At 63.1% G+C, this 23,369-nt stretch carries 22 protein-coding genes and 1 riboswitch; of the genes, 13 read left to right on the top strand and 9 right to left on the bottom strand.

Features of this window, described 5'->3' with window-relative positions; translation table 11 throughout:
- Positions 1-79 precede the first annotated feature (79 nt).
- The 11 genes from cpaB to NLY36_RS02640 all read left to right on the top strand — a co-directional run bounded on the left by cpaB (position 80) and on the right by NLY36_RS02640 (position 10,260).
- Positions 80-985, top strand: a complete 906-nt coding sequence (cpaB, locus tag NLY36_RS02690) for a Flp pilus assembly protein CpaB (protein WP_023681601.1) — start codon at positions 80-82, stop codon at positions 983-985.
- A 78-nt stretch (positions 986-1,063) separates the two neighbouring features.
- Entirely contained in the window at positions 1,064-2,464 is a 1,401-nt protein-coding gene (locus NLY36_RS02685) for a type II and III secretion system protein family protein (protein WP_031244501.1), read from the top strand.
- Between the two features lie 4 nt (positions 2,465-2,468).
- Positions 2,469-2,735: a hypothetical protein gene (locus tag NLY36_RS02680; protein ID WP_023667602.1), complete on the top strand. Its 267-nt coding sequence runs from the start codon at positions 2,469-2,471 to the stop codon at positions 2,733-2,735.
- Between the two features lie 44 nt (positions 2,736-2,779).
- A complete protein-coding gene (locus NLY36_RS02675; protein WP_023667601.1) occupies positions 2,780-3,994 on the top strand; it encodes a CpaE/TadZ family protein in 1,215 nt (404 codons plus the stop codon).
- Positions 3,991-5,412 carry a TadA family conjugal transfer-associated ATPase gene (locus NLY36_RS02670; protein ID WP_023667600.1) on the top strand — a complete coding sequence of 474 codons (1,422 nt, stop codon included), beginning with the start codon at positions 3,991-3,993 and terminating at the stop codon, positions 5,410-5,412. Before NLY36_RS02675 ends, NLY36_RS02670 begins: the two co-directional genes overlap by 4 nt.
- Before the next feature lie 4 nt (positions 5,413-5,416).
- Entirely contained in the window at positions 5,417-6,382 is a 966-nt protein-coding gene (locus NLY36_RS02665) for a type II secretion system F family protein (RefSeq protein WP_023688292.1), read from the top strand.
- A gap of 1 nt (position 6,383) precedes the next feature.
- Positions 6,384-7,349: a type II secretion system F family protein gene (locus tag NLY36_RS02660; protein WP_023735308.1), complete on the top strand. Its 966-nt coding sequence runs from the start codon at positions 6,384-6,386 to the stop codon at positions 7,347-7,349.
- 146 nt (positions 7,350-7,495) lie between these two features.
- Entirely contained in the window at positions 7,496-7,870 is a 375-nt protein-coding gene (locus tag NLY36_RS02655) for a hypothetical protein (RefSeq protein ID WP_245260193.1), read from the top strand.
- On the top strand, positions 7,840-8,331 hold the full coding sequence (locus tag NLY36_RS02650; RefSeq protein ID WP_245260194.1) for a PA3715 family protein: 492 nt from the start codon (positions 7,840-7,842) through the stop codon (positions 8,329-8,331). The genes NLY36_RS02655 and NLY36_RS02650 overlap by 31 nt, the downstream gene beginning before the upstream one ends.
- Before the next feature lie 133 nt (positions 8,332-8,464).
- The gene (locus tag NLY36_RS02645; protein WP_023688294.1) at positions 8,465-8,935 is read left to right on the top strand and encodes a hypothetical protein; all 471 of its coding nucleotides are present in this window, start codon (positions 8,465-8,467) and stop codon (positions 8,933-8,935) included.
- Positions 8,936-9,096: 161 nt separating this feature from the next.
- Complete coding sequence (locus tag NLY36_RS02640) at positions 9,097-10,260, top strand: GGDEF domain-containing protein (RefSeq protein ID WP_023734467.1); 1,164 nt, start codon at positions 9,097-9,099, stop codon at positions 10,258-10,260.
- 12 nt (positions 10,261-10,272) lie between these two features.
- On the opposite strand, the gene gcvP is transcribed toward NLY36_RS02640, so the two are convergent.
- The 3 genes from gcvP to gcvT are packed head-to-tail and all read right to left on the bottom strand — an operon-like array spanning position 10,273 to position 14,575.
- On the bottom strand, positions 10,273-13,083 hold the full coding sequence (gene gcvP, locus NLY36_RS02635) for an aminomethyl-transferring glycine dehydrogenase (protein ID WP_023735309.1): 2,811 nt from the start codon (positions 13,081-13,083) through the stop codon (positions 10,273-10,275).
- Between the two features lie 17 nt (positions 13,084-13,100).
- The gene (gene gcvH, locus NLY36_RS02630; RefSeq protein ID WP_023725711.1) at positions 13,101-13,469 is read right to left on the bottom strand and encodes a glycine cleavage system protein GcvH; all 369 of its coding nucleotides are present in this window, start codon (positions 13,467-13,469) and stop codon (positions 13,101-13,103) included.
- Between the two features lie 5 nt (positions 13,470-13,474).
- On the bottom strand, positions 13,475-14,575 hold the full coding sequence (gcvT, locus tag NLY36_RS02625) for a glycine cleavage system aminomethyltransferase GcvT (protein ID WP_023735310.1): 1,101 nt from the start codon (positions 14,573-14,575) through the stop codon (positions 13,475-13,477).
- A 149-nt stretch (positions 14,576-14,724) separates the two neighbouring features.
- A riboswitch (glycine riboswitch) is annotated at positions 14,725-14,811 on the bottom strand.
- Positions 14,812-15,010: 199 nt separating this feature from the next.
- Between gcvT and NLY36_RS02620 the strand changes: the two genes are divergently transcribed.
- Complete coding sequence (locus NLY36_RS02620; protein ID WP_023735311.1) at positions 15,011-16,012, top strand: hypothetical protein; 1,002 nt, start codon at positions 15,011-15,013, stop codon at positions 16,010-16,012.
- Between the two features lie 151 nt (positions 16,013-16,163).
- Here NLY36_RS02620 and NLY36_RS02615 read toward each other — a convergent pair whose 3' ends face one another.
- From NLY36_RS02615 to NLY36_RS02590, 6 genes are all read right to left on the bottom strand, one after another.
- Positions 16,164-16,955: a molybdopterin-binding protein gene (locus NLY36_RS02615; protein WP_023681588.1), complete on the bottom strand. Its 792-nt coding sequence runs from the start codon at positions 16,953-16,955 to the stop codon at positions 16,164-16,166.
- Between the two features lies 1 nt (position 16,956).
- Positions 16,957-17,817 carry a cytochrome b/b6 domain-containing protein gene (locus NLY36_RS02610; protein WP_198020824.1) on the bottom strand — a complete coding sequence of 287 codons (861 nt, stop codon included), beginning with the start codon at positions 17,815-17,817 and terminating at the stop codon, positions 16,957-16,959.
- A 152-nt stretch (positions 17,818-17,969) separates the two neighbouring features.
- Positions 17,970-18,662, bottom strand: a complete 693-nt coding sequence (locus NLY36_RS02605; RefSeq protein WP_023704537.1) for a DUF1345 domain-containing protein — start codon at positions 18,660-18,662, stop codon at positions 17,970-17,972.
- A 21-nt stretch (positions 18,663-18,683) separates the two neighbouring features.
- Complete coding sequence (locus tag NLY36_RS02600; protein WP_023735313.1) at positions 18,684-19,157, bottom strand: YaiI/YqxD family protein; 474 nt, start codon at positions 19,155-19,157, stop codon at positions 18,684-18,686.
- Positions 19,158-19,220: 63 nt separating this feature from the next.
- A complete protein-coding gene (gene gfa, locus NLY36_RS02595) occupies positions 19,221-19,790 on the bottom strand; it encodes an S-(hydroxymethyl)glutathione synthase (RefSeq protein WP_023735314.1) in 570 nt (189 codons plus the stop codon).
- 67 nt (positions 19,791-19,857) lie between these two features.
- A complete protein-coding gene (locus tag NLY36_RS02590) occupies positions 19,858-20,985 on the bottom strand; it encodes an S-(hydroxymethyl)glutathione dehydrogenase/class III alcohol dehydrogenase (protein ID WP_023681583.1) in 1,128 nt (375 codons plus the stop codon).
- 237 nt (positions 20,986-21,222) lie between these two features.
- On the opposite strand from NLY36_RS02590, the gene NLY36_RS02585 reads away from it, so the two are divergent.
- Positions 21,223-23,235: an acetyl-CoA carboxylase biotin carboxylase subunit gene (locus NLY36_RS02585; protein ID WP_023735315.1), complete on the top strand. Its 2,013-nt coding sequence runs from the start codon at positions 21,223-21,225 to the stop codon at positions 23,233-23,235.
- The last annotated feature ends 134 nt before the right edge of the window (positions 23,236-23,369 follow it).

Below are 23,369 nucleotides of genomic sequence, written 5' to 3'. Positions count from 1 at the left end.
CAAAGCGGCCTAGCGTCGCCTCAACAAAACAAAAGACCACGAATGTCAGGGGTTGGTTGTGAGGGGCAAGGCCATAACGATGATTGGCATCGCTGCCGTCTTCGGCGCGATTTCAATCTTTGCCGCGGATTTCTGGGTGAAAAGCCAGGCCAAGGCCGATGCCGAAGAGAAAACGGCGTCGATCCCGGCGCCCGCCGTCCCCAAGGTCGTCTTCAAGACCATCGTGGTGGCCAACGCGCCGCTGCGTTACGGCATGGAGCTTGACCGGGCGCAGCTCAGCGAAATCCCATGGTCCGAGGATTCGGTGCCGCAGGGCGCATTCACCACAGTCAATGCATTGCTCGCCGAAGGCAGCCGCGTGGTATTGTCGCCGATCGAGATCAACGAGCCGGTGCTGATCAGCAAATTGTCGGGGCCGAACGGCCGCGCGACGCTATCCAACATGATGACGCCCGGCATGCGGGCGGTGACAATCCGCACCGACGAGATCGCCGGTGTCGGCGGCTTCGTCATGCCGGGCGACCGGGTCGACGTGGTGCTGACACGCGATGCGGGCGAAATCCAGGAAGTGGCCAAGAACGCGCAGGGCGCTGCCGGATCGACCGTTACCTCCGAGATCGTCGTCTCCGACGCCAAGGTGCTGACCGTGGGGCAGGGCGCCGACGAGCGCCAGACCACACCGCAAATCGCCAATTCCGTCACCATCGAGGTGACGACCGAAGGCGCGCAGAAAGTGGCGCTTGCCCGCACCGTCGGCACCTTGTCGCTGTCGCTCCGCTCGGCCGCAGACGGAGGGGCCGCCAAGGACGGCGTCACCACCATCTCGTCCTTCGGCGGATCGGTCGCCTCCGGCGTCCAGGCCGCTGCCGGCGCGCTGTTCACTGCCGCGACCAAGGAGCCTGAGAAGCCGAAATTCAAGACGATCATCGTGACGCGCGGCACGCAGGTCGAAGAATACCAGGTTCCTGCGCGGGACCAGCAATAACTGCCGGTGGGGACCGGGCGAGGGACGGGACAGATGTCGGGACTTCATGCATTTCGAACTACGAAAGGGCTGCGCCCAATGCGGGCGCTTGCGGTGGGGGCTTGCCTGGCCGCGGCCGCAATGCTCGGCCTCAGTGCGCCAGCCAAGGCCGACAACGATATCGTCCATGTCTCGTCGACAACGAATGCGTCGATCAAGGTAGCCAAGGGCAAGCCGAAGACGGTCATGACCAATGCCGCCTTCTACCAGATCGTCATCGGCGATCCGGAGATCGCCAACGTCAATCCGCTGACCGACAAATCCTTCTATGTGCTGGGCAACAATCTCGGCACCACCGGCATCGCGCTGTTCGACGAGAACAAGCAGTTGGTCGGCACCGTCGACATCGAGGTGACGCTGGACACCGACCAGCTGGCCAGCACCATTCGCGCCAGCGTGCCGGACGCCAAGATCAAGGTCGGCTCGGCCAATGGCCGCGTCGTGCTGTCGGGCGAGGCCGATGACGCGGTCGCCGCCGAGAAGGCAAGCAAGATCGCCAGCCGCTTCTCCGGCAATGAAGAAGTGATCAATTCGGTCAACATCTCGTCCTCGCAGCAGGTTCAGCTCAACGTCCGCTTCGTCGAGATCAATCGCCAGGCCGGACAGGATCTCGGCGCCAAATACAGCGCCAATTTTGCTTACGGCATTGGCGGGCGCGACGTCACCATCGAGCCGGGCTCGGTGCCGGGAGCCGGCAATGGCGAGATCATCGGCCGGCTGCTGTCCAACGGCCTGTCGATCGACGTCGCCATCAAGGCGCTGGAGGAACGTGGTCTTGCCAGGCGGCTGGCCGAGCCGAACCTGATCGCCCGCTCGGGCCAGACGGCAAGCTTCCTCGCCGGCGGCGAGTTCCCGATCCCGGTCTCCGAGGACAATGGCAAGATTTCCGTCAGCTACAAGAAATACGGCGTCAGCCTCGACTTCACGCCGACGGTTCTCAAGGACGGGCTGGTGAGCCTCGACATAGCGCCGGAAGTGTCCTCGATCGATGCTTCGGCCTCCTATAATATCGGCAATATCTCGGTGCCGGGCTTTATCGTGCGCCGCGCCAAAACATCGGTCGACCTGAAGAACGGCCAGAGCTTCATGATCGCCGGCCTGCTGCAGTCACAGAACGACATCACCACGTCGCGTCTCCCCGGCCTCGGCAAGCTGCCGGTGCTCGGCTCGCTGTTCTCCTCCAAATCCTATCAGCGGCGCGAGACCGATCTGGTGATCATCGTCACCCCCTATCTGGTCAAGCCGGTCGATCCGTCGAAGAAGCTGCTCGAGCCGACCGACGGCACGCAGCCGGCCAGCAATGTCGACTATTTCCTCAACAACACCGAGGAAGTGAAATCGTCCGAAGCCAATCGTGCAGTGGCAATGGCCAGCGGCAGTACGGCACAGCCGGCCGCGGTCACCACCGTCGGGCATTTCCTCGACCTGCCGAAGGATTGAAGCCATGCGCGTGGAATCATGCATCGCCCTGCTGATCGCCGGCCTCGCCGGCGGCTGCACCAGCGACGACTATGTCCGCTCCGAGGGACCGACGATTGCCGCCGGCAACGCACAGGCCGCCAATACGGCCATGCAGATGGTCGATCCCTGGAAATACGGCGTCCAGAACACCAGGCTGCTGGTGCCGGCGCAGCGCAGTGAGGCGGCAGTCAACGCCGCCGACCAGGCTGCTGCTGCCAAGGCCGTGCAACCGACAGCGACAACCGATTGATTTGCCCGGTGATTTGACCGGGAATGACCTGACAGGCTGACAAAATGGCAAGCGGCATCAAGACCAAGAAGATCCTGCTGGTGTCCAGCGACCGGACCTTTGCGCAGGATACGCGCACCGCGTTCGCGGCCTCGGAGGTGATCCAGCTTTCGACCGTCGAGAAGAACATTACCGAACTGCGCGGCGAGGTCCAGGAAGCCGATTTCGGCGCGCTCATCGTCGACATGGATGCGGCAAAGCTGGAAGAGATCGAGTCGCTGCAGCGCATCATGCGCCGGCTTGAAGGCCGCGTTCCGGTGGTCGTCGTCACCCAGGAATTCAACGCAGCCGCAGTGCGTATCCTGGTGCAGCTCCAGGTCGCCGATTTCCTGGTCAAGCCGATCACCACCGCCGATCTGGTGCGGTCGGTCGTGCGCGCGCTGCAAGGGCCGGGGCGCGAGGAAAACACCGAGTCGCAGATCTATACCTTCATGCCGGCCGCCGGCGGCGTCGGCACCACGACGCTGGCGCTGCAGACCGCCTTCCAGCTGCATCATTCGGTGACGCGCGGCGCGTCGACCTGCGTGGTCGACCTCAATTTCCAGCAAGGCGCCTGCGCCGAATATCTCGACCTCGAGCCGCGCTTCGACATCACCGAAATCGAGAACCAGCCCGAGCGCCTCGACCGTCAGCTGCTGGATGTGATGCTGTCCAAGCATGCGAGCGGGCTCTGCGTGCTGGCGGCGCCAACGCATCCGTCGGAAATGCGCTCGTTCAAGACCGATGTCGTGGTGCGCATGCTCGATCTCGTTTCGGCCTATTTCGACAACGTCGTCATCGACATGCCGCGCACCTGGTTTCCGTGGACGGAAACGGTGCTGCTCGGCTCCAACAAGCTTTACATCGTCGCCGAAATGACGGTGCCGTGCCTGCGCCATACGCAGCGGCTGATCCAGGCGGTCTACGAGACGGCAGGCAAGGAAGTGAAGCCGAACGTGATCGTCAACCGTTTCGAGCAGAAGATGTTCGACAACGGCATAAAGCAGGCGGATGTCCAGGAAATCCTCGGCGAGCATTTCGTCGGCGGCATCTCCAACAATTACCGGCTTGTGCGTGAAGCGGTCGACCGCGGCGTGCCGCTGCATGAGATCGACCCGAACGCCAATGTCGTCAACGATCTGAAGAGGATCATCCTGCCGGAAGAAGCCGTGGTGACGCCGGAGAAATCGCGCTCGCTGTTCGGCATCGGCAGGGGCCTCCTGAAGAGGAAAGCCGGATGACCAGCCGCTTCTCGACCCTGCAGAACCGTGACGTCCGCGCGCTGAAGCCGGCCGAGGCGGCGCCGGTCGCGCATCACGCCGTGGTCATCCCGACGAACCGCAAGGCCTTGCCGCCGAAGCCGGAGACAACACCGGGAAAAAGCGCCAACAAGGTGCTCGATGCCCGCGTGCGCATCCACCGGCTGCTGCTCGAGGAAATCAACCTGGTCGCGCTGGAGCGCCTGCCCAAGGATGAGATGCGCCGGCAGGTGCAGGAGTTCGTGTCGGAAAAGACCCGCCAGGAGCGTATGGCGATCAACACCGTCGAACTTGAAGCGCTGGTCGATGACATCGTCGATGAGATGGTCGGCCTCGGCCCGCTGGAACCGCTGCTCAAGGACCCCGACATCAACGACATCCTGATCAACGGCCACCAGAACTGCTTCGTCGAAAAACGGGGCAAGCTGCAGCAGGTCCATATCCCGTTCAAGGACGAGGCGCACCTGTTGCGCATCGTCAACAAGATCGTCGCCGCCGTCGGCCGCCGGGTCGACGAATCGCAGCCGATGGTCGATGCCCGCATGCTCGACGGCTCGCGCTTCAACGCCGCCATTCGCCCGGTCGCCGTCGACGGGCCGCTGGTGTCGATCCGCAAGTTTTCAAAGAACAAGCTCGGCCTGCACAAGCTGGTCGAGTTCGGCGCCATCACCCAGAACATGGCCGAGGTGCTGGCGGCTGCAGTCCACGCCCGCAAAACGACCATCATCTCGGGCGGTACCGGCACCGGCAAGACGACGATGCTCAACGCATTGTCAGCCTTTATTCCGGAAGACGAACGGTTGATCACCATCGAGGACGCGGCCGAACTGCAGCTGCAGCAGCCGCATGTCGCGCGCATGGAAACGCGCCCCGCCAACATCGAAGGTCATGGCGAGCTGAAGCAGCGCGACCTGGTCAAGAACGCGCTGCGCATGCGCCCTGACCGCGTCATCCTCGGCGAGTGCCGCGGCGAGGAGGCCTTCGACATGCTGCAGGCGATGAACACCGGCCATGAAGGCTCGATGGCGACCATCCACGCCAACACGCCGCGCGACGCCATTTCGCGCCTCGAGCAGATGCTGGGCATGACCGGCATGCCGATGACGGTGCAGTCGATCCGCAGCCAGATCGCCAGCGCGCTCGACCTTATCGTCCAGCTGACGCGACTGTCGGACGGCAAGCGCAAGGTGACCAGCGTCGCCGAGGTGACCGGCATGGAAGGCGACGTCATCCAGATGCAGGAGATATTCCGCTTCGTGCGCACCGGCATGGAAGCCGACGGCAAGATCCTCGGTCACTACGAGGCGACCGGCATTCGCCCGCGTTTCCTCGAGGACCTGCGCAATATGGGCATTGAATTCCCCGGCAAATATTTCGAACCCGGCCGGCCGCAGGAGTAGCCGGGTGTTCGAGAATTTCAGCCCGATCTATGTCGTCTATGCCGCGGCAGCGCTGACCGGCATCATGATCGCCGAAGGCTGCTATCTGCTCTATGCCGGCCGCAGCGACAAGCGCCTGGCTATCAACCGGCGCATGAAGCTGCAGGAAAACAAGATCAGCCAGGAACAGGTGCTGATCCAGCTGCGCAAGGAACGCGGCCTCGATTCCGGCACGTCATTCTTCTCGCCCGACCGTTTTCGCGCCCTGCGCACGCAGTCGGGCATGGTGATGCCCTTGCCGAAATTCCTGACGATGACGACGGGCGTGGCGCTGGCGATGATGCTCGTCGCGCTCTGGTACGGCCTGCCGCTGTTGCTCGCCATTTTGCTGTTTGTGGTGCTGACAGCGCTGCTGCCGGTAATTGTGCTGCGTTCCAAGCGTGCCCGGCGGGTGAAGCGTTTCGGCGTGCAGTTGCCGGAGGCGCTGGAATTGATCACGCGCGGCTTGAAGGCCGGGCATCCGGTTCCGGTGGCGATCTCGATGGTGTCGCGCGAGATGCCCGATCCGATCGGCACCGAATTCGGCGTTATCTCCGACGAGGTGACTTATGGTTCCGACCTGGTTTCGGCGTTGAATTCACTGTTTGATCGCGTCGGCCAGGAGGATCTGCCGCTGTTCGTCACCGCGGTTTCCATTCAGACGAGTTCGGGCGGCAATCTGCGCGAGATCCTCGACGGGCTGTCGACGACGATCCGCGAACGCGGCAAGCTGCGCCGCAAGGTGCGCGCCATTTCGACCGAGGGTCGTATGTCGGCCTATATCCTGACGGCGGTGCCGGCGCTGCTGTTCGCCGCCATCATGGTGATGATGCCGCAATTTTATCAAAGCGTCTGGGATGTGCCGAAGACCTGGTATCTGCTGGGCGGTTCGGTGACATGGCTGATGCTGGGCAACATCATCATGTTCAAGATGTCGAACTTCCGGTTCTGAGATGGAGCAGCTGATCCAGTTTCTTGCCTCGCTGGCGCCGACGTCGCTGATGCCGGTAGCCGCGATGCTGCTGGCATTGGGCGGCAGCGCGGTGGCATGGCCGCTGGTAGTGGCCAAAGGCGACCGCAACGATCTCAAGCGCCGGCTCAAGATCGACGACAGCAAGACTCCCCAACAGGCCGAGGTGGCGCCGAAGAAGAACCAGAGCGTCGTGCGCGAGAAGGCGGTGAAGCGGGCGCAGGAATTCTACGCCAAGAGCGATCCGGAAAATGTCGCCCGGCTGCGTATGAAGCTGATCCAGGCGGGCTATATGGAGCCGCGCGCGGTCGGCACATTCTTCCTGATCCGCTTCGCCTGCCTGGTGGGCGCAGCGATCGGCGCGTTCCTGGTCAACCATTGGATGGGCAGCGCCGATTCCACCGCGACCAGCCGCTGGACCTTCATCATCCTGTCGGGAGCCGCCGGCTATTTCGTGCCCGGCCTGGTGCTCAGCCAGAAGGTGCGGGAAAAGATGCGCGAATACCGCAACGGCTTTCCCGACTTCATGGATTTGATGATCGTCTGCTCCGATGCCGGCATGAGCATGGAGGCAGGCATCGAGCGGGTCTCGAAGGAACTGGCCAAGACCTATCCGTCGCTGAGCCAAAACCTGCAGCTGGTGTCGCTGGAACTCAGGGCCGGCCGCAGCCTCGACGATGCATTGAAGGCGCTCGCCGACCGCCTCAGCCTGGACGAGGTGCGCTCCTTCGCCACGCTCTTGCAGCAGTCGAAGGAACTCGGCACCAGCCTCGCCGGGGCGCTGCGCGTGTTCTCCGACGAAATGCGCCACAAGCGCATGTCGCTGGCCGAGGAGAAGGCACATGCCTTGCCGGCCAAGATGTCGGTGCCGGTGGTGGTGTGCATCCTGCCGGTGGTGCTGATGATCGCCGTCATCCCGATCATCGTCAAAATGACGGCGGTTCAGTAGATACCAAGGCAGTAGATACCAAGTGGCCGCCCGGCGGCTTTCTACGGTTACTCACTTCAACTACGCTTCGCCTGGATGTCATATCCGGCCGGTTTGGCCGCTCTCCTTCGGCAAAATCCGCAAAAAGCAAAATGAGTGAGCCGTCCATGCGAATAGTCTTGTGCACCGCCTTCCTCGGCCTCGCCGCGGCCAGTCTGTCGCCGGCCTCGGCCGCGGCCGACGATTGCGGCGACGCTGCCGCTCTGGTGCAGCAGGCATATCCGAAAGCCCAAAAGAGTGCCGATGGCGCCTCCTTCACGCTCGAACCTCACACCAGCATCGCCCAGACGCTTTGGGATGGCGATGCGCCATTCGGCGTGGTCTGCAAGATCTGGCCCGCCCATGACGACCTGTTGTTGGTCGCCGTGCCGCTGATCGACAGCTCCCAATCCAGCGACGACGGGCATGTCGGCGATGTCGAGCTTCTGGTCGTCGACAGGAAGACCCGGCAGTGCGCCAGCGCCTGCTCCAGCCCGGGCTGATGACCGATGATGCCGTCGGCATCCGCGAGATCGACTTCGATACCGGGCGCTACAGATTGGCGCCCGATGTCGGCGCCTTCGGCCTGCGCATCGACATGGCAAACCATTCGCAGCCGAATCCTTTCAGTGAAACCGACCTGCGGCTCTATGCCCTTGACGGCGGTGCTCTGCGCCTGGTGCTCGACGGCATCATCGTGGCCGGCTTTGGCGGCGAAGGCGACACCAATTGCGCAGGATCCTTTCAATCCAACCGGGTCAGCCTGGCGATGAGCCCGGCGAGACATCACGGCTATCACGACATCACAGTGTTCGAGCGGTTGGACACCGACAATCCGTCTGTCGACAAGAATGGCGAGTGCCAGTCCCATCCCGGCAGGTCCATGAAACGAACCTACCGGCTGCGCTACGACGGCAGGCGCTATCAGTTTCCGGCGGGGCTCAAGGCGCTGGAGCCGGAATAGGCTTCGGTTGGTTAATGGCTTCTGTGCCCGAAACCAAATTTTAGGCGCGTTTCCGCACTGAAGTTTAATCGCCCTGTTGTAGTCTGCTTCCTCAGAGAACGACCCGGTAAATCGGGCGATTGGGGCCAGGGGCATGCGTCACAGAAGTTTCACGGCAATGGCCGCGCTAGCGGCGGTCTTGATGGTCGGCGGCTGCACGACCGACAACGTCGACAAAACCAAGACCACATCGATCCAACCGGTGGCAAAAGACGTCAGCACCTCCGACCTTGCGCAAGGCAAGGCGCAGTTCCGCGAGGCCAATTACGGCCTTGCCGAACAGCATTTCCGCAAGGCTGTGGAACTGAAGGCCGACAGTGCCGAGGGATGGATGGGGCTTGCCGCCTCCTATGACGAACTCGGCCGCTTCGACTTCGCCGACCGCGCCTACGACCAGCTTTTGAAAGTTGCCGGGCGCAAGCCGCAGATTGTCAACAATATGGGCTATTCGCAGCTGCTGCGCGGCAACAAGAAGAAGGCGAGAGCGCTGCTCATGGAAGCAAGGGCCGGCATGGCCGACCCGAGCGTGGTGAACGCCAATCTGGCGCTGCTCAACAAGGGCTGAGACTAGGGACACTCGCGTGCCGAGCTTCGCGGGACGGCAGTCGACGCTTTGTAAACCCTGTCGGCAGGTTGCTTTGAAAACCGGCCGAAAACGGTATCTCCGGCCGGTTGCATGCCTATGATGCGCCACAAATCGAAGATCCCAAAGGTTGCCGCTCATCCATGCTGGATTTCAGTTCGCTATTGCTGGCGGCTGCGCTGTCGGGCACATGCCTGAGCGTCACCATGTTTGTGATCTGGTTCACGGCGCCGCGTGCACGCTTCGTGCTGACGGTTGCGTGCGGCATTCTCGTCCTTGTCGCCCACGTCATCGTCTTCTGGCGCTACACGAGGGAGCCCAGTCCGTTGCTTTGTCAGGCAGCGTTGGCGCTGCTCAGCCTCGGTTTCCTGGCGCTTTCACTTTCGGCCATGCAATATCTCGGTGTGCGCAATTACAGCCGCGCTGTCCTGCCGGCCATGTTCGCGATCGCTGTCTGCGCCGGCGTGACCTATCTCGGTTTCGATGGTGTCGGCTTCATCCTCACCTATACGACGGTAACAGTGCTGCTCGCCTCGATCGGGGTGATGTTCTGGATCAAGGGCGGTCAGGATCGCGGCATTCTGCTGGTCGTTTCGGCGCTAAGCGGCGTCTGCGGCGTATCCTTCGGGCTCTGCGGCGCCGTGCTTCTGGTCAAGGGCCAGTGGGTGCTCGGCGTCGCACCCGACAATTGGGCCGAGCGGTTGAATTCGGTCGTGGCGGTCGCCTGCATGACGGCTCTCGGCGCGCTGACGCTGTCGCTGCATCATCTGCAGGCACAGATAGAACTGAAGGCCGAGACCTTGACCGACCCGTTGACCGGTCTCATGAACCGGCGGGCTTTGAACTCGCTTTATGGCGAGCGCGTCTTCGGCTCATTCATGTCGGTCGCCATGTTCGATCTCGACCACTTCAAGCGGACCAACGACATCTATGGCCATCCCGTCGGCGACCGGGTGCTCTGCCGTTTCGCCGCAGTCATCAAGAAGTATGACAGGGTTGGCGTCGACGCCTTCCGGCTGGGCGGCGAGGAGTTCGCGTTGGTCATGTCTCGGATGACCGAAGACAAGGCCTACGATCTCGCCAGCAGGATCGGCGTCGCCTTCGGCACGGAAGTGGTGCCGACGCCGCGCGGGCCGTTGCGCAGCAGCGTCAGCGGCGGCATTGGCTTTGGCAAGGAAGACGGCAGCAGCCTGGATGAAGTGCTGGCCGAGGCCGACCGGGCGCTCTACGCGGCCAAGAACGCCGGGCGAAATCGCGTGCTTGTCCTCAACGGCAAAGCCGACGGACCGGCCCTGCGCTCAGCCTGACAGGCCAGAGTGTTATTCGGCGGCGCCGAGATATTCCGACAGCGGCGGGCAGGAGCAGACGAGGTTGCGGTCGCCGGCGACATTGTCGATGCGCGAGACCGGCGGCCAGTATTTGGCCGCTGTGTCGACATCGCCGGCGGGGTAGGCCGCTTCCAGCCGCGAATAGGGGTGGGTCCACTGGCCGGCAAGGGTTTCGGCCGCCGTGTGCGGGGCATTGACCAGCGGGTTGTCTTCGAGCGGCCATTCACCCTTCGCCACTTTCGCGGCCTCGCCGGCAATGGCGATCATCGCCTCGCAGAACCGGTCGAGCTCGCGCTTGGGCTCGGATTCGGTCGGCTCGACCATCAGCGTGCCGGCGACAGGGAACGACATGGTCGGCGCGTGAAAACCGTAGTCGATCAGCCGCTTGGCGATATCGTCGACGCTGATGCCGGCGCTCTCCTTGAGCACGCGCGTGTCGAGGATGCATTCATGCGCGATGCGATCGTGCCTGCCCTTGTAGAGAAGCGGGAAGTGCGGCGCGAGCCGCGTCGCCACATAGTTGGCCGAGATGATCGCCGTCTCCGTCGCCTGCTTCAGGCCGGCGGCCCCCATCATGCGGATGTACATCCAGGTGATCGGCAGGATGGAAGCGCTGCCGAACGGGGCAGCGGACACGGCATGCGCCGAGCCCTCCGTGACATGACCCGGCAGATAGGGTTTCAGATGCGCCCTGACGCCGATCGGACCGACGCCCGGACCGCCGCCGCCATGCGGGATGCAGAAGGTCTTGTGCAGGTTCATGTGGCAGACATCGGCGCCGATGTCGGCGGGCCGCGCCAGGGCGACCAGCGCGTTAAGGTTGGCGCCGTCGAAATAGACCTGGCCGCCATGTTCGTGGATGAGAGCGCACAGGTGGCGCGCGCCTTCCTCGTAGACGCCGTGCGTCGAGGGATAGGTGAACATCAGAGCTGCGAGATTGGTCGAATGCTCGTTGGCCTTGGCCCGCATATCGTCCATGTCGATATTGCCGTCCTCCAGGCAACGCACGACGACGACGCTCATGCCGGCCATCGCCGCACTCGCCGGATTGGTGCCATGCGCGGACTGGGGGATCAGGCAGATGGTGCGATGGCCTTCACCGCGCGCGCGATGATGGGCGCGGATGGCGAGCAGACCGGCATATTCGCCTTGGCTGCCGGCATTGGGCTGCAGGCTGACGGCGTCGAAGCCGGTGATCTCCGCCAGCCAGCCTTCCAGCTCGCCGACCATGGCGCGATAGCCGGCCGAATGGCTGGCCGGCGCGAAGGGATGGAGGTTGGCGACAACAGGCCAGCTGACCGGCATCATTTCGGCCGCCGCGTTGAGCTTCATGGTGCAGGAGCCCAGCGGGATCATGGTGCGGTCGAGCGCCAAATCCTTGTCGGCTAGCCTGCGCAGCAGGCGCATCATGTCGGTCTCGGAGTGGTTTTCGCGGAAAACCGGCTGGGTCAGAAACTCCTTGCCGCGCGGCTTGCCGGGCATCGCGCCGGCCTCAGTAGCGCCGGACTTGGCGCCGAACAGGGCGGCGATAGCCTCGAGATCCGCCTCGGTCGAGGTTTCGTCGAAGGCGATGCTGATGCGGTCGGCATCGATGACGCGCAGCAGCCGGCCACCTTTTTCAGCGGCAGCGGCGATCGAAGCTGCCTTGCCCTTCACTTCGGCCGTCACCGTGTCGAAACGGCTTGAGCCGAGCACGGAAACACCAGCGGTTTTCAGGCCTGCTGCGAGGCCGTTGGCGAGCTCATGGATGCGGGCTGCGATCGCCTGCAAACCAGTGGGGCCGTGCCAGATCGCGTAGGCGGTCGCCATGTTGGCAAGCAGCGCCTGCGCGGTGCAGATGTTGGAGGTCGCCTTGTCGCGGCGGATATGCTGTTCGCGCGTCTGCAGGGCGAGGCGATAGCCGGGACGGCCCTTGCTGTCGATCGACTGCCCGACGAGGCGGCCGGGCATCAGCCGGGTCAGCTTGTCGGAGACGGCGCAATAGGCGGCGTGCGGGCCGCCAAAGCCCATCGGCACGCCAAAGCGCTGCATCGGGCCGACGGCGATGTCGGCGCCAAGCCTGGCCGGCGCTTCGGTCAGGGTGAGCGCAAGCGGATCGGCGATGAAGACGACCACGGCGCCGGTGGCGCGAGCCTTCTCGATCGCCGCCTTGTGGTCGCCATAGACGCCAAACGTGTCCGGCCAGGAGACCAGCAGGGCGGCGGTGTTGTCGTCGATGGTCTCGCCATCGATTTCGATGCCGAGCGGCTCGGCGCGGGTGCGCACGACGTCCAGCGTCTGCGGATGCGGCGTGCCGGCCAGCGCCACCTTGGTGCGCTTGTCGCGATGATGGCGCAGCGCGATGCCGACCGCTTCGGCCACCGCCGTCGCTTCGTCGAGCAGGGAGGCCGAAGCCACCGGCAGGCCGGTCAATTCGGTAACCAAGGTCTGGAAGTTGAACAGCATTTCCAGGCGGCCCTGGCTGATCTCGGCCTGGTAGGGTGTATAGGCGGTGTACCAGGCCGGGTTCTCGAACAGGTTGCGCTGAATGACCGGCGGCACATGGACGCCGTGATAGCCGGCGCCGATGAAGCTCTTCAGCACCCTGTTTTTTGCCATGATCGCCGACAATTCGGCCAGCGCTTCGGCTTCGCTCGCCGGCGCGGGAAGGGTCAGCGGCAGATCGAGGCGGATCGACTGCGGCACAGCCTGGCTGATCAGCGTCTCGACAGAGGGAACGCCGATCACGGCAAGCATGGCTCTGACATCGTTTACATCAGGACCGATGTGGCGGGCCGAGAAGGGGGTAAGTGCTGCGCTCATGGCAATAGGTCCTGATATCAACCGATATGGGCTTTGTAGGCGGCCTCATCCATGAGGCCTGCGAGTTGGCCTTCGTCGGCGAGCATCATCTTCCACAGCCAGCCGTCGCCGGTCGCAGCGGAGTTGACCAGCGACGGGTCCGAGGACAGCGCGCCGTTGGCGTCGGTGATCTCGCCGTCAACCGGCGCATAAACATCGGAGGCCGCCTTGACGGATTCGACGACCACGGCGGTATCGCCCTTGCTGAGCTTCGTGCCGATTTGAGGCAGCTCGACGAAGACGAGATCGCCAAGCTGTTCCTGCGCATAGTCGGTTATCCCGACGGTGGCGATGCCTCCCTCGACGCTCAGCCATTCGTGATCTTGTGTGAAATAGGTTTTTGCCATCGGAATTATCCTTTGCGGTAGCGATGAGGAGTGAACGGCAAGGAACTGATATCGACCGAGATTTTCGTCCCGCGAACATCGGCGAAGAGTTTCGTGCCCGGCTTGGCCAAGGCCGTTGACACATAGCCCATGGCGACGGGATGGCCGGCCGAGGGGCCGAAGCCGCCTGATGTCACGTGGCCGGCCGGATTGCCGTCGGCATCGAACAAAGCAGCGCCGGCGCGCACCGGCTGGCGGCCGTCCGGCTTCAGGCCGACGCGCTTTTGCGACGACCCGCGCTCCAGGATGGACCGCAGCGCATCGGCGCCGATGAAGGATCCGCCGGCGCGGAGATCTTTGGGGATCGCCCACATCAGGCCGGCACTCGCCGGATCGATCTCCGGCGTGATGTCCTGGCCGTGCAGGCACAGGCCGGCCTCCAACCGCAGCGAGTCGCGGGCAGCAAGGCCGATCCACAACACACGCTCGTCCTCGAGCAGTTTCGTGACCAGAGCGCGCGCATCCGCCTCCGGCAGGCCGATCTCGAAGCCGTCCTCGCCGGTGTAGCCGGAGCGGCTCATGAACCAGTTTTGCTTAGGCTCGATGCCATGCATGAACAAGAGTGAGCCGGTCTCGATGCCGGCGCGGGACAAGGCAGCCCAGGCTTCCGGCCCCTGGATCGCCAGGAAGACGCGGTCGAGCGCATCGACTTTGACGTCGAAGTCCGCGGCCAGCGCACGCAGATGCTTCTCGTCCTCGACCGCATTCCCGGCGTTGGCGACCACCATGAAGCGCTCGGCGCCGAGCCGGGTGACGATCAGATCGTCGATGATCCCGGTGGCCTCGTTGAGGAAGAAAGTATATTTGGACTGTGAAATCTCAAGCGCGCCGGCATCGAGCGGACTGGCGCGGTTGAGCAGTGCCGCAGCGCCCGGTCCGCTGACAGCGAACAGCTTCATATGCGAAATGTCGAACAGGCCGGCATGTTCGCGGGTGTGAAGGTGCTCTTTCATCACGCCGGCCGGATAGATCAGCGGCATAGACCAGCCCGCAAAGGCGCCAAAGCGTGCGCCGGCGGCGGTGTGCAGATCTTCGAGAGGAAGGTGTTTGGTGTCGTCGCCCGTCATGTCATCTCCAGAGTCGCACGCAATCGGCCGCTGCTGGCGACCAGTCCGTGCCCCTCTGTCTGAAGCCTGAGAGACTCGCGCAACCGGAACTCTGTCGGCGACGCTTACACCTTCGGCGCGGGGGCAAGCCCCGACTTTCCAGAGTGTCTTTCCCGTCTACGGTTCTTTTGCCTGAGAGATTTCGGGCGATTTCCCCTTCGGCGGCAGCTCGCGCTGCTCTCTCCCGCAAACAGGTAGGACTCAAAACTTAAGCCCTCGACGCGCCATCCATAGCTTGTCGGCGACACCTTGTCACCTGCCAGCGACACGTAAAGCGCGTCGTCTTTACAGTCTTCGCTAACCACGCCGTTTGCCGGTTTTTCAAGACAATGGCGATATTCTGGGCTGACGGTTTGGCCGGCAATTGCGTTGGGCACGGCGGATGGGGATTGACAGATGGGCGAACGGATCGGGAGCGCGCCGGTGGCGGGGCTGGCCTCGAAGGACCGCATCACGGCGGAAGATGTCGTCATGCTGCGTCGCGAAGTGTTCGCTGACGGCGTGGTGACGCGCGGCGAGGCTGAAGCACTGTTCGCGCTCGATGCGACAGCGACGGACAAATGCCCGCAATGGCCTGAATTCTTCGTCGAGGCCGTTACCGACTACATCGTCCACCAGGAAAAGCCGGCAGGCTATATCTCTGAAGACAATGCCGGTTGGCTGATCCAGACCATCTCGCGCGACGGAATGGTCGACAGTGTGACCGAACTGGAGCTGCTGGTGCATGTGCTGGAAAGGGCGAAATCATCGCCCGGCCGGCTCTCCGCCTATGCGCTCGAGCAGGTCGCCAACGCGGTGGTCGACGGCAAGGGACCACTGATGCTCGGCGGCGCGCTGGTTCCCGGGCTGGTCGCCAAGGCAGAGGTCGATCTGTTGCGCCGCATTCTCCATGCCTATGGCGGCGACGGCAACATCGCCATCACACGGGTTGAGGCCGAGGTGCTGTTCCAGATCAACGAGCAGACCGCAGCGGCCCACAACGACCCGTCCTGGAACGACCTGTTCGTCAAGGCGCTCGCCAATTTCGTCATGTGTTCGGCCGGCTACGAAGCGCCGACGCGCGATGTGGCGCTGCGTCGTGACAGTTTCTTGGACCAGGCCGAGCCCGAAATTGGTGGCTTCTTCAGCCGCATGGTGTCGGGCGGACTGGCCGGCATCATGGAAGCCTATCGTTCGCCCGGCGATATCGAGGCCGAATGGGAGTCGAAGAACCGTGCCGCCGAGGCACTCGCGCGCCGCGCCGAGACGATCGACGCCAGCGAGGCGAAATGGCTGGCCGATCGCATCGGCACCGACCGCCCGCTGCGTGACAATGAACGCGCGCTGCTGACGCTGATCAAACTCGCCTCGCCGGAGATACATCCGGCGCTCAAGCCACTGCTCGACAAGGTTGCTTAAGCCGCGCCGTTTTCTGCGACCGTTTTGCAGAGGACGATATTGGAGTGTCTTCAGGCCAATCGCCAAGTTCGGCCACGCGCTCGAAACCGGCTTCCTCAGGCAAGCTCGGTTCGGTCGGAGTCAGATCGTGCTCGGTCAGAATGCGAGGCCATCAAATCCCGCCATACCAGTCATAGCCATTGTCTTCCCAATAGCCGCCGCGGCCGCCGCCAATATTGGCAAAACTGTCGACGAGCTCGATCTTGTAGAGATACTTCGGCATCTTGTAGCCGAGCTGTCGTTCGACGCGCACGCGCAGCGGCGCGCCGTTTTCGACCGGCAGCGGCTTGCCGTTGAGGCCGTAGGCCAGGATCGTCTGCGGGTGGCGGGCATCGATCAGGTCGATGGTGCCGTAATATTTGATTTCCCCGGAGAGGCTGCGATCGATCGTATCGAGGCAGTGGAACATGACATAGCGGGCCTGCGGCTTGACCACAGCCTGGTCGAGCACCAGCGACAGCGGGGTGCCGGTCCATTTGGCGATGCAGCTCCAGCCTTCGACACAGTCGTGGCGGGTGATCTGCGTGCGGCTCGGCATGTTCTCCAACTGCTCGCGGCTGAGCGACAGCGGCTTTTCGACCAGGCCCGTTACCTCCAGCCGCCAGTCGGCGAAATTGTTGGCGAGCAGGCCCTTGTAGGTGTCATCGTCGGGCGCGGTGACGCCGTTCGGCCGCTGCGGCTGGCGGATGTCGGCCTCGGTGAATTCCGGCGCCAGAGCATCGCGGCCGGCAAGCCAGCGTTGCGCGCGGTAGGTCAGGCCATTGGCGTTTTCGAGGAAACTGCGCAGGCCATCGCCCATGCCGAGCTGGCTGTCGAAGGCATCGCAGCCCGACAACATGATGCCGGAAACGCCGAGGCCGGCGCCCGTCAGGAACTTTCGGCGGCTGATCTGGAATTTGGCCATCTCACGCACTCCTCTCGGTGTCGCCATGCCTTGGCGGATCGGTGCGGTACCAGCCGGTGATGATCGAGCGCAGTTCGTTGATCGGGCCGGCGGCGAGGATCATCAGCATATGGACGATGAAAAAGCCGACCAGCAGCACCATCACCGTGAAATGGATGGTGCGCGCCGTCTGCCTTCCGCCGAGCAGTTCGTTGAGCCAGGGCAGCACCGAGTTCATGCTCGGCGACATGGCAAGGCCGGTGATGATAATGAGTGGCAACAGCACGAACAGTACGCCGCCATAGGCCATTTTCTGCAGCGTGTTGTATTCGCGTGTGTGGTGGAACCTGAGCTTGGCGTGCTCGATGATGTCCTGCGGCAGCCGCTTGAGATCGTCAAGGCGCGGCGCCAGATCGCGGCGCAGATGGCCGTTGACCAGGCTGGCGACCAGCCAGACGACCAAGGTGGTTGTCAGTATCCAGGCGAAGAAGAAATGCACGACGCGGGCGGTGCCGAGATCGTAATAGGACGGGATTGTCGCCCAGGACGGGAAGGCACGCGACGTTTGCTGCCCGGCCGGGCCAGACCAGCCGAGCACGCCTGTGGTGTCGAAGCGATGGCCGAAGATTTCGGTATAGCCGCGCGGGCCGGTGGCGGTGTTTTCGGCGCCGATGGCAAAGACGGTGTTGTTGTACTCGAAGCCGGATTGCTTGCCGATGTAGAGCTGCGGCCGGGCATTGAAGATCTGCAGGCCGGACAAAAGCATGAAGAACAGCGAGATCGCCCACAGCCAGTGCGTCAGGCGGGTCCAGCGCGATTGCCGGTAGATCAGCGTCGTATCCTTCGGTCCGGCGGCATTGGCGCCTGCGCCGGGCTGACTCATGGCAATGGCTTCCATCTTTTCCTCGCCTTCCGGCTGCGCGATCCTGGGACGGCCGCGCTCGTCCTTGTCCTCCCAATACGTCGCTATCGAAAGCGATGTTTCATGCGATCACGTTTTTATTACGGGCACGGGTTTATCGCGGGCACGGATACTCAATTGCCGAGGCTGACCGCGAGATTGACGACGGCGGCGACGATGACGGTGTTGAAGAAGAACGACAGGATCGAATGGACAAGCACCACGCGGCGCATATGCGAGGTCGTGATCGCCGTGTCGGCGGTCTGCGCGGTCATGCCGATCACCGTCGCGAAATAGAGAAAGTCCCAACCATCCGGCCGTTTGCTGCCGGGAAAATCGAGGCCGCCGACCGGTATCTTCTTCTTGGTTTCGGCATCGATCGCGTCGCCGTCCATCCAGTAGACATGCGCATAGTGGAGGGCGGCCATGGCATGGATGGTGAACCAGCCAAGCGGGATCGACAGCATGGCGAAGCCGAGTTCGATGGGGTCGCGATCCTTGTGATTGATCAAAAGGAACAGCAGGACGATGGCCATGGCGACGATGCCGAGCGTGATGGCAAAGATGCCCAGCACTGGGAGGTCCAGTTCGCGCGCGTTCTTGCTGAGATAGCGGCCGGACAGCAGCGGCATCTTGGCGATGACGAGCGCGATGAAGACGACGAAGAACGCATCGGCGGCAATCGAAATCGAATAAGCAAGCCGCGTGGAGACGGGGAGCGATCCAATCAAAGGCAATACCGCGGCAAATACGACCAGACCGACGGCTAGCGACACAAAGAACTGCTTGTGCCGCTGCAAGGGGTTATTCGGCGATGTGTCGGCCATAGCCCGACCTCGGATGATGCTTCACGTCTGGTCGGGTGTGACGGATTTCAGAGCCCGCCGCAAGATACGGTCGAGCTCACCCAGGAAACGCGAGCGATGCTGTGGCGCAAAGCTGGCATTGTAGCCCTTGCTCTCGCCGGTTTCGCGCAGATGCTGCTTCAAATCGCGCATTGCAACCGCCATGCCGATGGTCTCCGGCGTGAACGGCCGGCCGGTTGGCCCAAGCACATGCGCGCCGAGCGCCACGGTGCGAGCGGCAAGCGGGATGTCGGCGGTGATCACGATGTCGTTGGGTTTTGCGTTCTCGACGATCCAATCGTCAGCGGCATCGGCGCTTTTAGAGACGACGACGTTGCGGATCATAGGATCGCGCGACGGACGCAGCCCGCCATTGGAGACGTAGGTGACGACCACGCCATGGCGCTCGGCGACCTTCTCGACCTCGGCTTTCACCGGGCAGGCGTCGGCGTCTACGTAGATAGCGGGTGCGGGCATTGTCTCTCCAAACGAACATGGGGCCGGCATGTTACCCGGCCCCATGGCAGAAATCTCGTACTGTCAGGCCGGTAGTGCGCCCGACTTCTTCGCCGTCCAGGTGGCGATATAGTCCATCAAGCCGGGGTTGAGGCAGTCATAGGGTTCAAGCCCGATCGACTTCAACTGGCCGCGAATGCCGTCCATGCGCTTGGGGGCAACACCGGATTCGATGATCGACGACACGAAGGCGGTGAAGCCTGGCGGCGACCAGCCGTCTTCCTCGAAGCGTTCGGGATGGATGAAGGACAGGCCCTTGAACGGATGGTCGCGCTCGACCGGCCCGTGCATGTGGACGCCGCAGCCGGTGCAGGCGTGACGCTGGATGAGTGCCGAGGGATCGACCACTTTCAGCTTGTCGCCATTCTCGGTGACAGTGACGTCGCCCGTGCCGGCGACCGCCACGACCGAGAACACCGCGCCGTCAGGCTTCCAGCATTTGGTGCAGCCGCAGGCATGGTTGTGCGCGATCTGGCCCTTGACCTTCACCTTCACCGGCTTGCTGGTGCAGGCGCAGACAAGCGTGCCGCCGGCAAAGCTTGCGCTCTCCTTTGGCAAGCCATTGTCGATTTTGGGATGCAGTTTTTCAGGCATTTTATTCCTCCCTTGTTGAACCCGTGCAACTTCAGTCGCTGGCCCTTCGGTCGGCGGCTTCTTCTCCTCAATAAACGACGACGCTCCTGATCGACTTGCCCTCATGCATGAGGTCGAAGCCCTTGTTGATGTCCTCAAGCTTCAGCAAATGGGTGATCATCGGGTCGATCTGTATCTTGCCGTCCATGTACCAGTCGACGATTTTTGGCACGTCGGTGCGGCCGCGTGCGCCGCCGAAGGCGGTGCCCATCCAGGTGCGGCCGGTGACCAGCTGGAACGGCCGGGTCGAAATCTCCTGGCCGGCGCCGGCCACGCCGATGACGACCGACTTGCCCCAGCCGCGATGCGAGGCTTCCAGCGCCTGGCGCATCACCTTGGTGTTGCCGGTGCAGTCGAATGTGTAGTCGGCGCCGCCGATCTGGTCGGCGCCGCGCTTGGTCAAGTTGACGAGGTGAGGAACGATGTCGCCGTCGATCTCCTTCGGATTGACGAAATGCGTCATGCCGAAGCGCTCGCCCCATGCCTTCTTGTCGTTGTTGAGGTCGACACCGATGATCATGTCAGCGCCGGCGAGCTTCAGGCCCTGGATGACGTTGAGGCCGATGCCACCGAGACCAAAGACGACAGCAGTCGCGCCTTGCTCGACCTTCGCGGTGTTGATGACCGCGCCGATGCCGGTGGTGACGCCGCAACCAATGTAGCAGATCTTGTCGAAGGGCGCGTCCGGGTTGACCTTGGCGACGGCGATCTCGGGCAAAACGGTGAAATTGGAGAAGGTCGAGCAGCCCATATAGTGGAAGATCTTGTCCTTGCCGATCGAGAAGCGCGAGGAGCCATCGGGCATCAAGCCTTGGCCCTGCGTGGCGCGGATGGCGGTGCACAAATTGGTCTTGCGCGACAGGCAGGATGGGCACTGCCGGCATTCCGGCGTGTAGAGCGGGATGACGTGGTCGCCCTTCTTGACCGAGGTGACGCCCTTGCCGACATCGACGACAACGCCAGCGCCTTCATGGCCGAGGATTGCCGGAAACAGGCCTTCGGGATCGGCGCCCGACAGGGTGAACTCGTCGGTGTGGCAGATGCCGGTCGCCTTGATCTCGACCAGCACCTCGCCTTCGCGCGGTCCGTCGAGGTCGACCTCCATGATTTCCAACGGCTTTCCGGCGGCGACAGCGACAGCGGCGCGGGTTTTCATCAGGCAATTCCTCCCAAGGCGATTGGTCTTCAGGCTTTCAGGGTTTTTATACTGTTTCAACCCGATTTGGCGACCAAATATGGCGCAAATCTTGGCCCAGTCGTCGGCGAGCCCAACCTTCGCCCCTCGGCACGGCCCTGGCGGGCAGGGAGTGTCTTGATGGGTGCGCTGCCGGCGGTGCTTGAGCCCGGCTGCCGAAGCCCATAAGAAGGACGAAAGACCGAGGAAACGCCTTCGATGTTCACGAAAATCCTGATCGCCAATCGCGGCGAGATTGCTTGCCGCGTCATCAAGACGGCGCGCAGGATGGGGATTGCCACCGTAGCGGTCTATTCCGACGCCGATCGCGACGCCGTGCACGTCGAAATGGCCGACGAAGCCGTGCATATCGGCCCATCGCCTGCCGCGCAAAGCTATCTTCTGCCTGAAAAGATCATCGCCGCCTGCAAGGAGACGGGCGCGCAGGCCGTGCATCCCGGCTACGGATTTCTGTCGGAGCGGGCCGCCTTCTGCGAAGCGCTTGAGGCTGAGGGCATTGTCTTCATCGGTCCGAAACCCAAGGCTATCAAGGCGATGGGCGACAAGATCGAATCGAAGAAGTTCGCCAAGGCCGCTGAGGTGTCGACGGTTCCCGGCTGGCTTGGTGTCATCGAAAATGCCGACCATGCCGAAAAGATCGCCGGCGAGATCGGCTATCCCGTGATGATCAAGGCCTCGGCCGGCGGCGGCGGTAAAGGCATGCGCATTGCCTGGAGCCAGTCGGAAGTGCGCGACGGCTTCGACCGGGCGCGCTCGGAGGCGAAAAGCTCGTTCGGCGACGACCGCGTCTTCATCGAAAAGTTCGTCGTCGATCCGCGTCATATCGAAATCCAGGTGCTGGCCGACGCGCATGGCACCGCGCTTTATCTCGGCGAGCGCGAATGCTCGATCCAGCGCCGGAACCAGAAGGTTGCGGAAGAGGCGCCGTCGCCATTCCTCGATGCCAGGACGCGCAAGGCCATGGGCGAGCAGGCCGTGGCGCTGGCCAAGGCGGTCGACTACCAGAGCGCCGGCACCGTCGAGTTCATCGTCGATGCTGAAAAGAACTTCTATTTCCTTGAAATGAATACACGATTGCAGGTCGAGCATCCGGTGACGGAGCTTGTTACCGGCATCGACCTGGTCGAGCAGATGATCCGTGTCGCCGCCGGCGAGAAGCTGGCGATCGAGCAGAGCGACGTCAAGCTGAACGGCTGGGCGGTGGAAAGCCGGCTCTATGCCGAGGATCCCTATCGCAATTTCCTGCCCTCGATCGGCCGGCTGACGCGCTACCGGCCGCCGGAGGAGGGCAAGTTCGGCGATGTCTTCATCCGCAACGACACCGGCGTCACCGAAGGCTCCGAGATTTCGATGTTCTATGATCCGATGGTGGCAAAACTCTGCACCTGGGCGCCCACGCGTATCGAGGCCATCGATGCCATGTCGGAAGCGCTGGACAGTTTCGTCGTCGACGGCATCGAGCACAACATCCCGTTCCTGGCGGCGCTGATGCAGCATCCGCGCTGGCGCGAGGGGCGGATATCGACGGGCTTCATCGCCGAGGAATATCCTGACGGCTTCGCGCCGATCGTGCCCAATGGCGATGAAAAGGCAGTGCTGGCGGCGATCGCCACCGCGGTCGAGCTTCTGCGCCGCGATCGGCTTGACCGGCTGGACGGGCGGCTGGCGCCGCATTCGGGCGCACTCAAGCGCGACTGGGTGGTGAAGCTCGGCGACGACTATCTCCAGGCTTCGATCATCGAGGGCATGATCTCCATTCCGATGGAAATCGATCTGTCGGTCGATGGCGGCAAAGCGCTGACCGTGGCGTCCGACTGGCGGCCGGGCGACCTCATCTGGCGCGGCACTGTCGGTGCCCGCAAGGTCACTGCGCAGATCAGGCCGGCGCCGAACGGCCTGCGCATTGCCTGGAAAGGCATGTCGGTGACGGCGCGCGCCATGCTGCCGCGCACGGCGGAGCTGGAAAGGCTGATGCCGGAGAAGGTGGCGCCGGACACGTCCAAGATGCTGCTTTGCCCGATGCCGGGCCTGGTCGTGTCGATCGCGGTTGCCGAGGGGCAGGAGGTCAAGGCCGGCGAGACGCTGGCCGTGGTCGAGGCGATGAAGATGGAAAACGTGCTGCGCGCCGACCGCGATCTTGTCGTGTCGAAGCTCAACGCCAAGCCGGGTGACAGCCTGGCTGTCGATGCGGTGATCATGGAGTTCGCCTAGAGATTGTTTGGAAATTCTACTCCGGCGGCCATCTGAAGGTGGTTTCTGCGCTTCCCGTGCTCACGGACCAATGGCCGCTGCGCTCCGATTCTCGAAACCACCATCATATGACTCGCCAGAGCGAATTTCGAACA

It is taken from the genome of Mesorhizobium sp. C399B (genome assembly GCF_030323185.1).
Classification (GTDB): domain Bacteria; phylum Pseudomonadota; class Alphaproteobacteria; order Rhizobiales; family Rhizobiaceae; genus Mesorhizobium.
The sequence above is the reverse complement of the archived record's forward strand: the minus strand, read 5'-3'. Positions and strand labels throughout refer to the sequence as shown.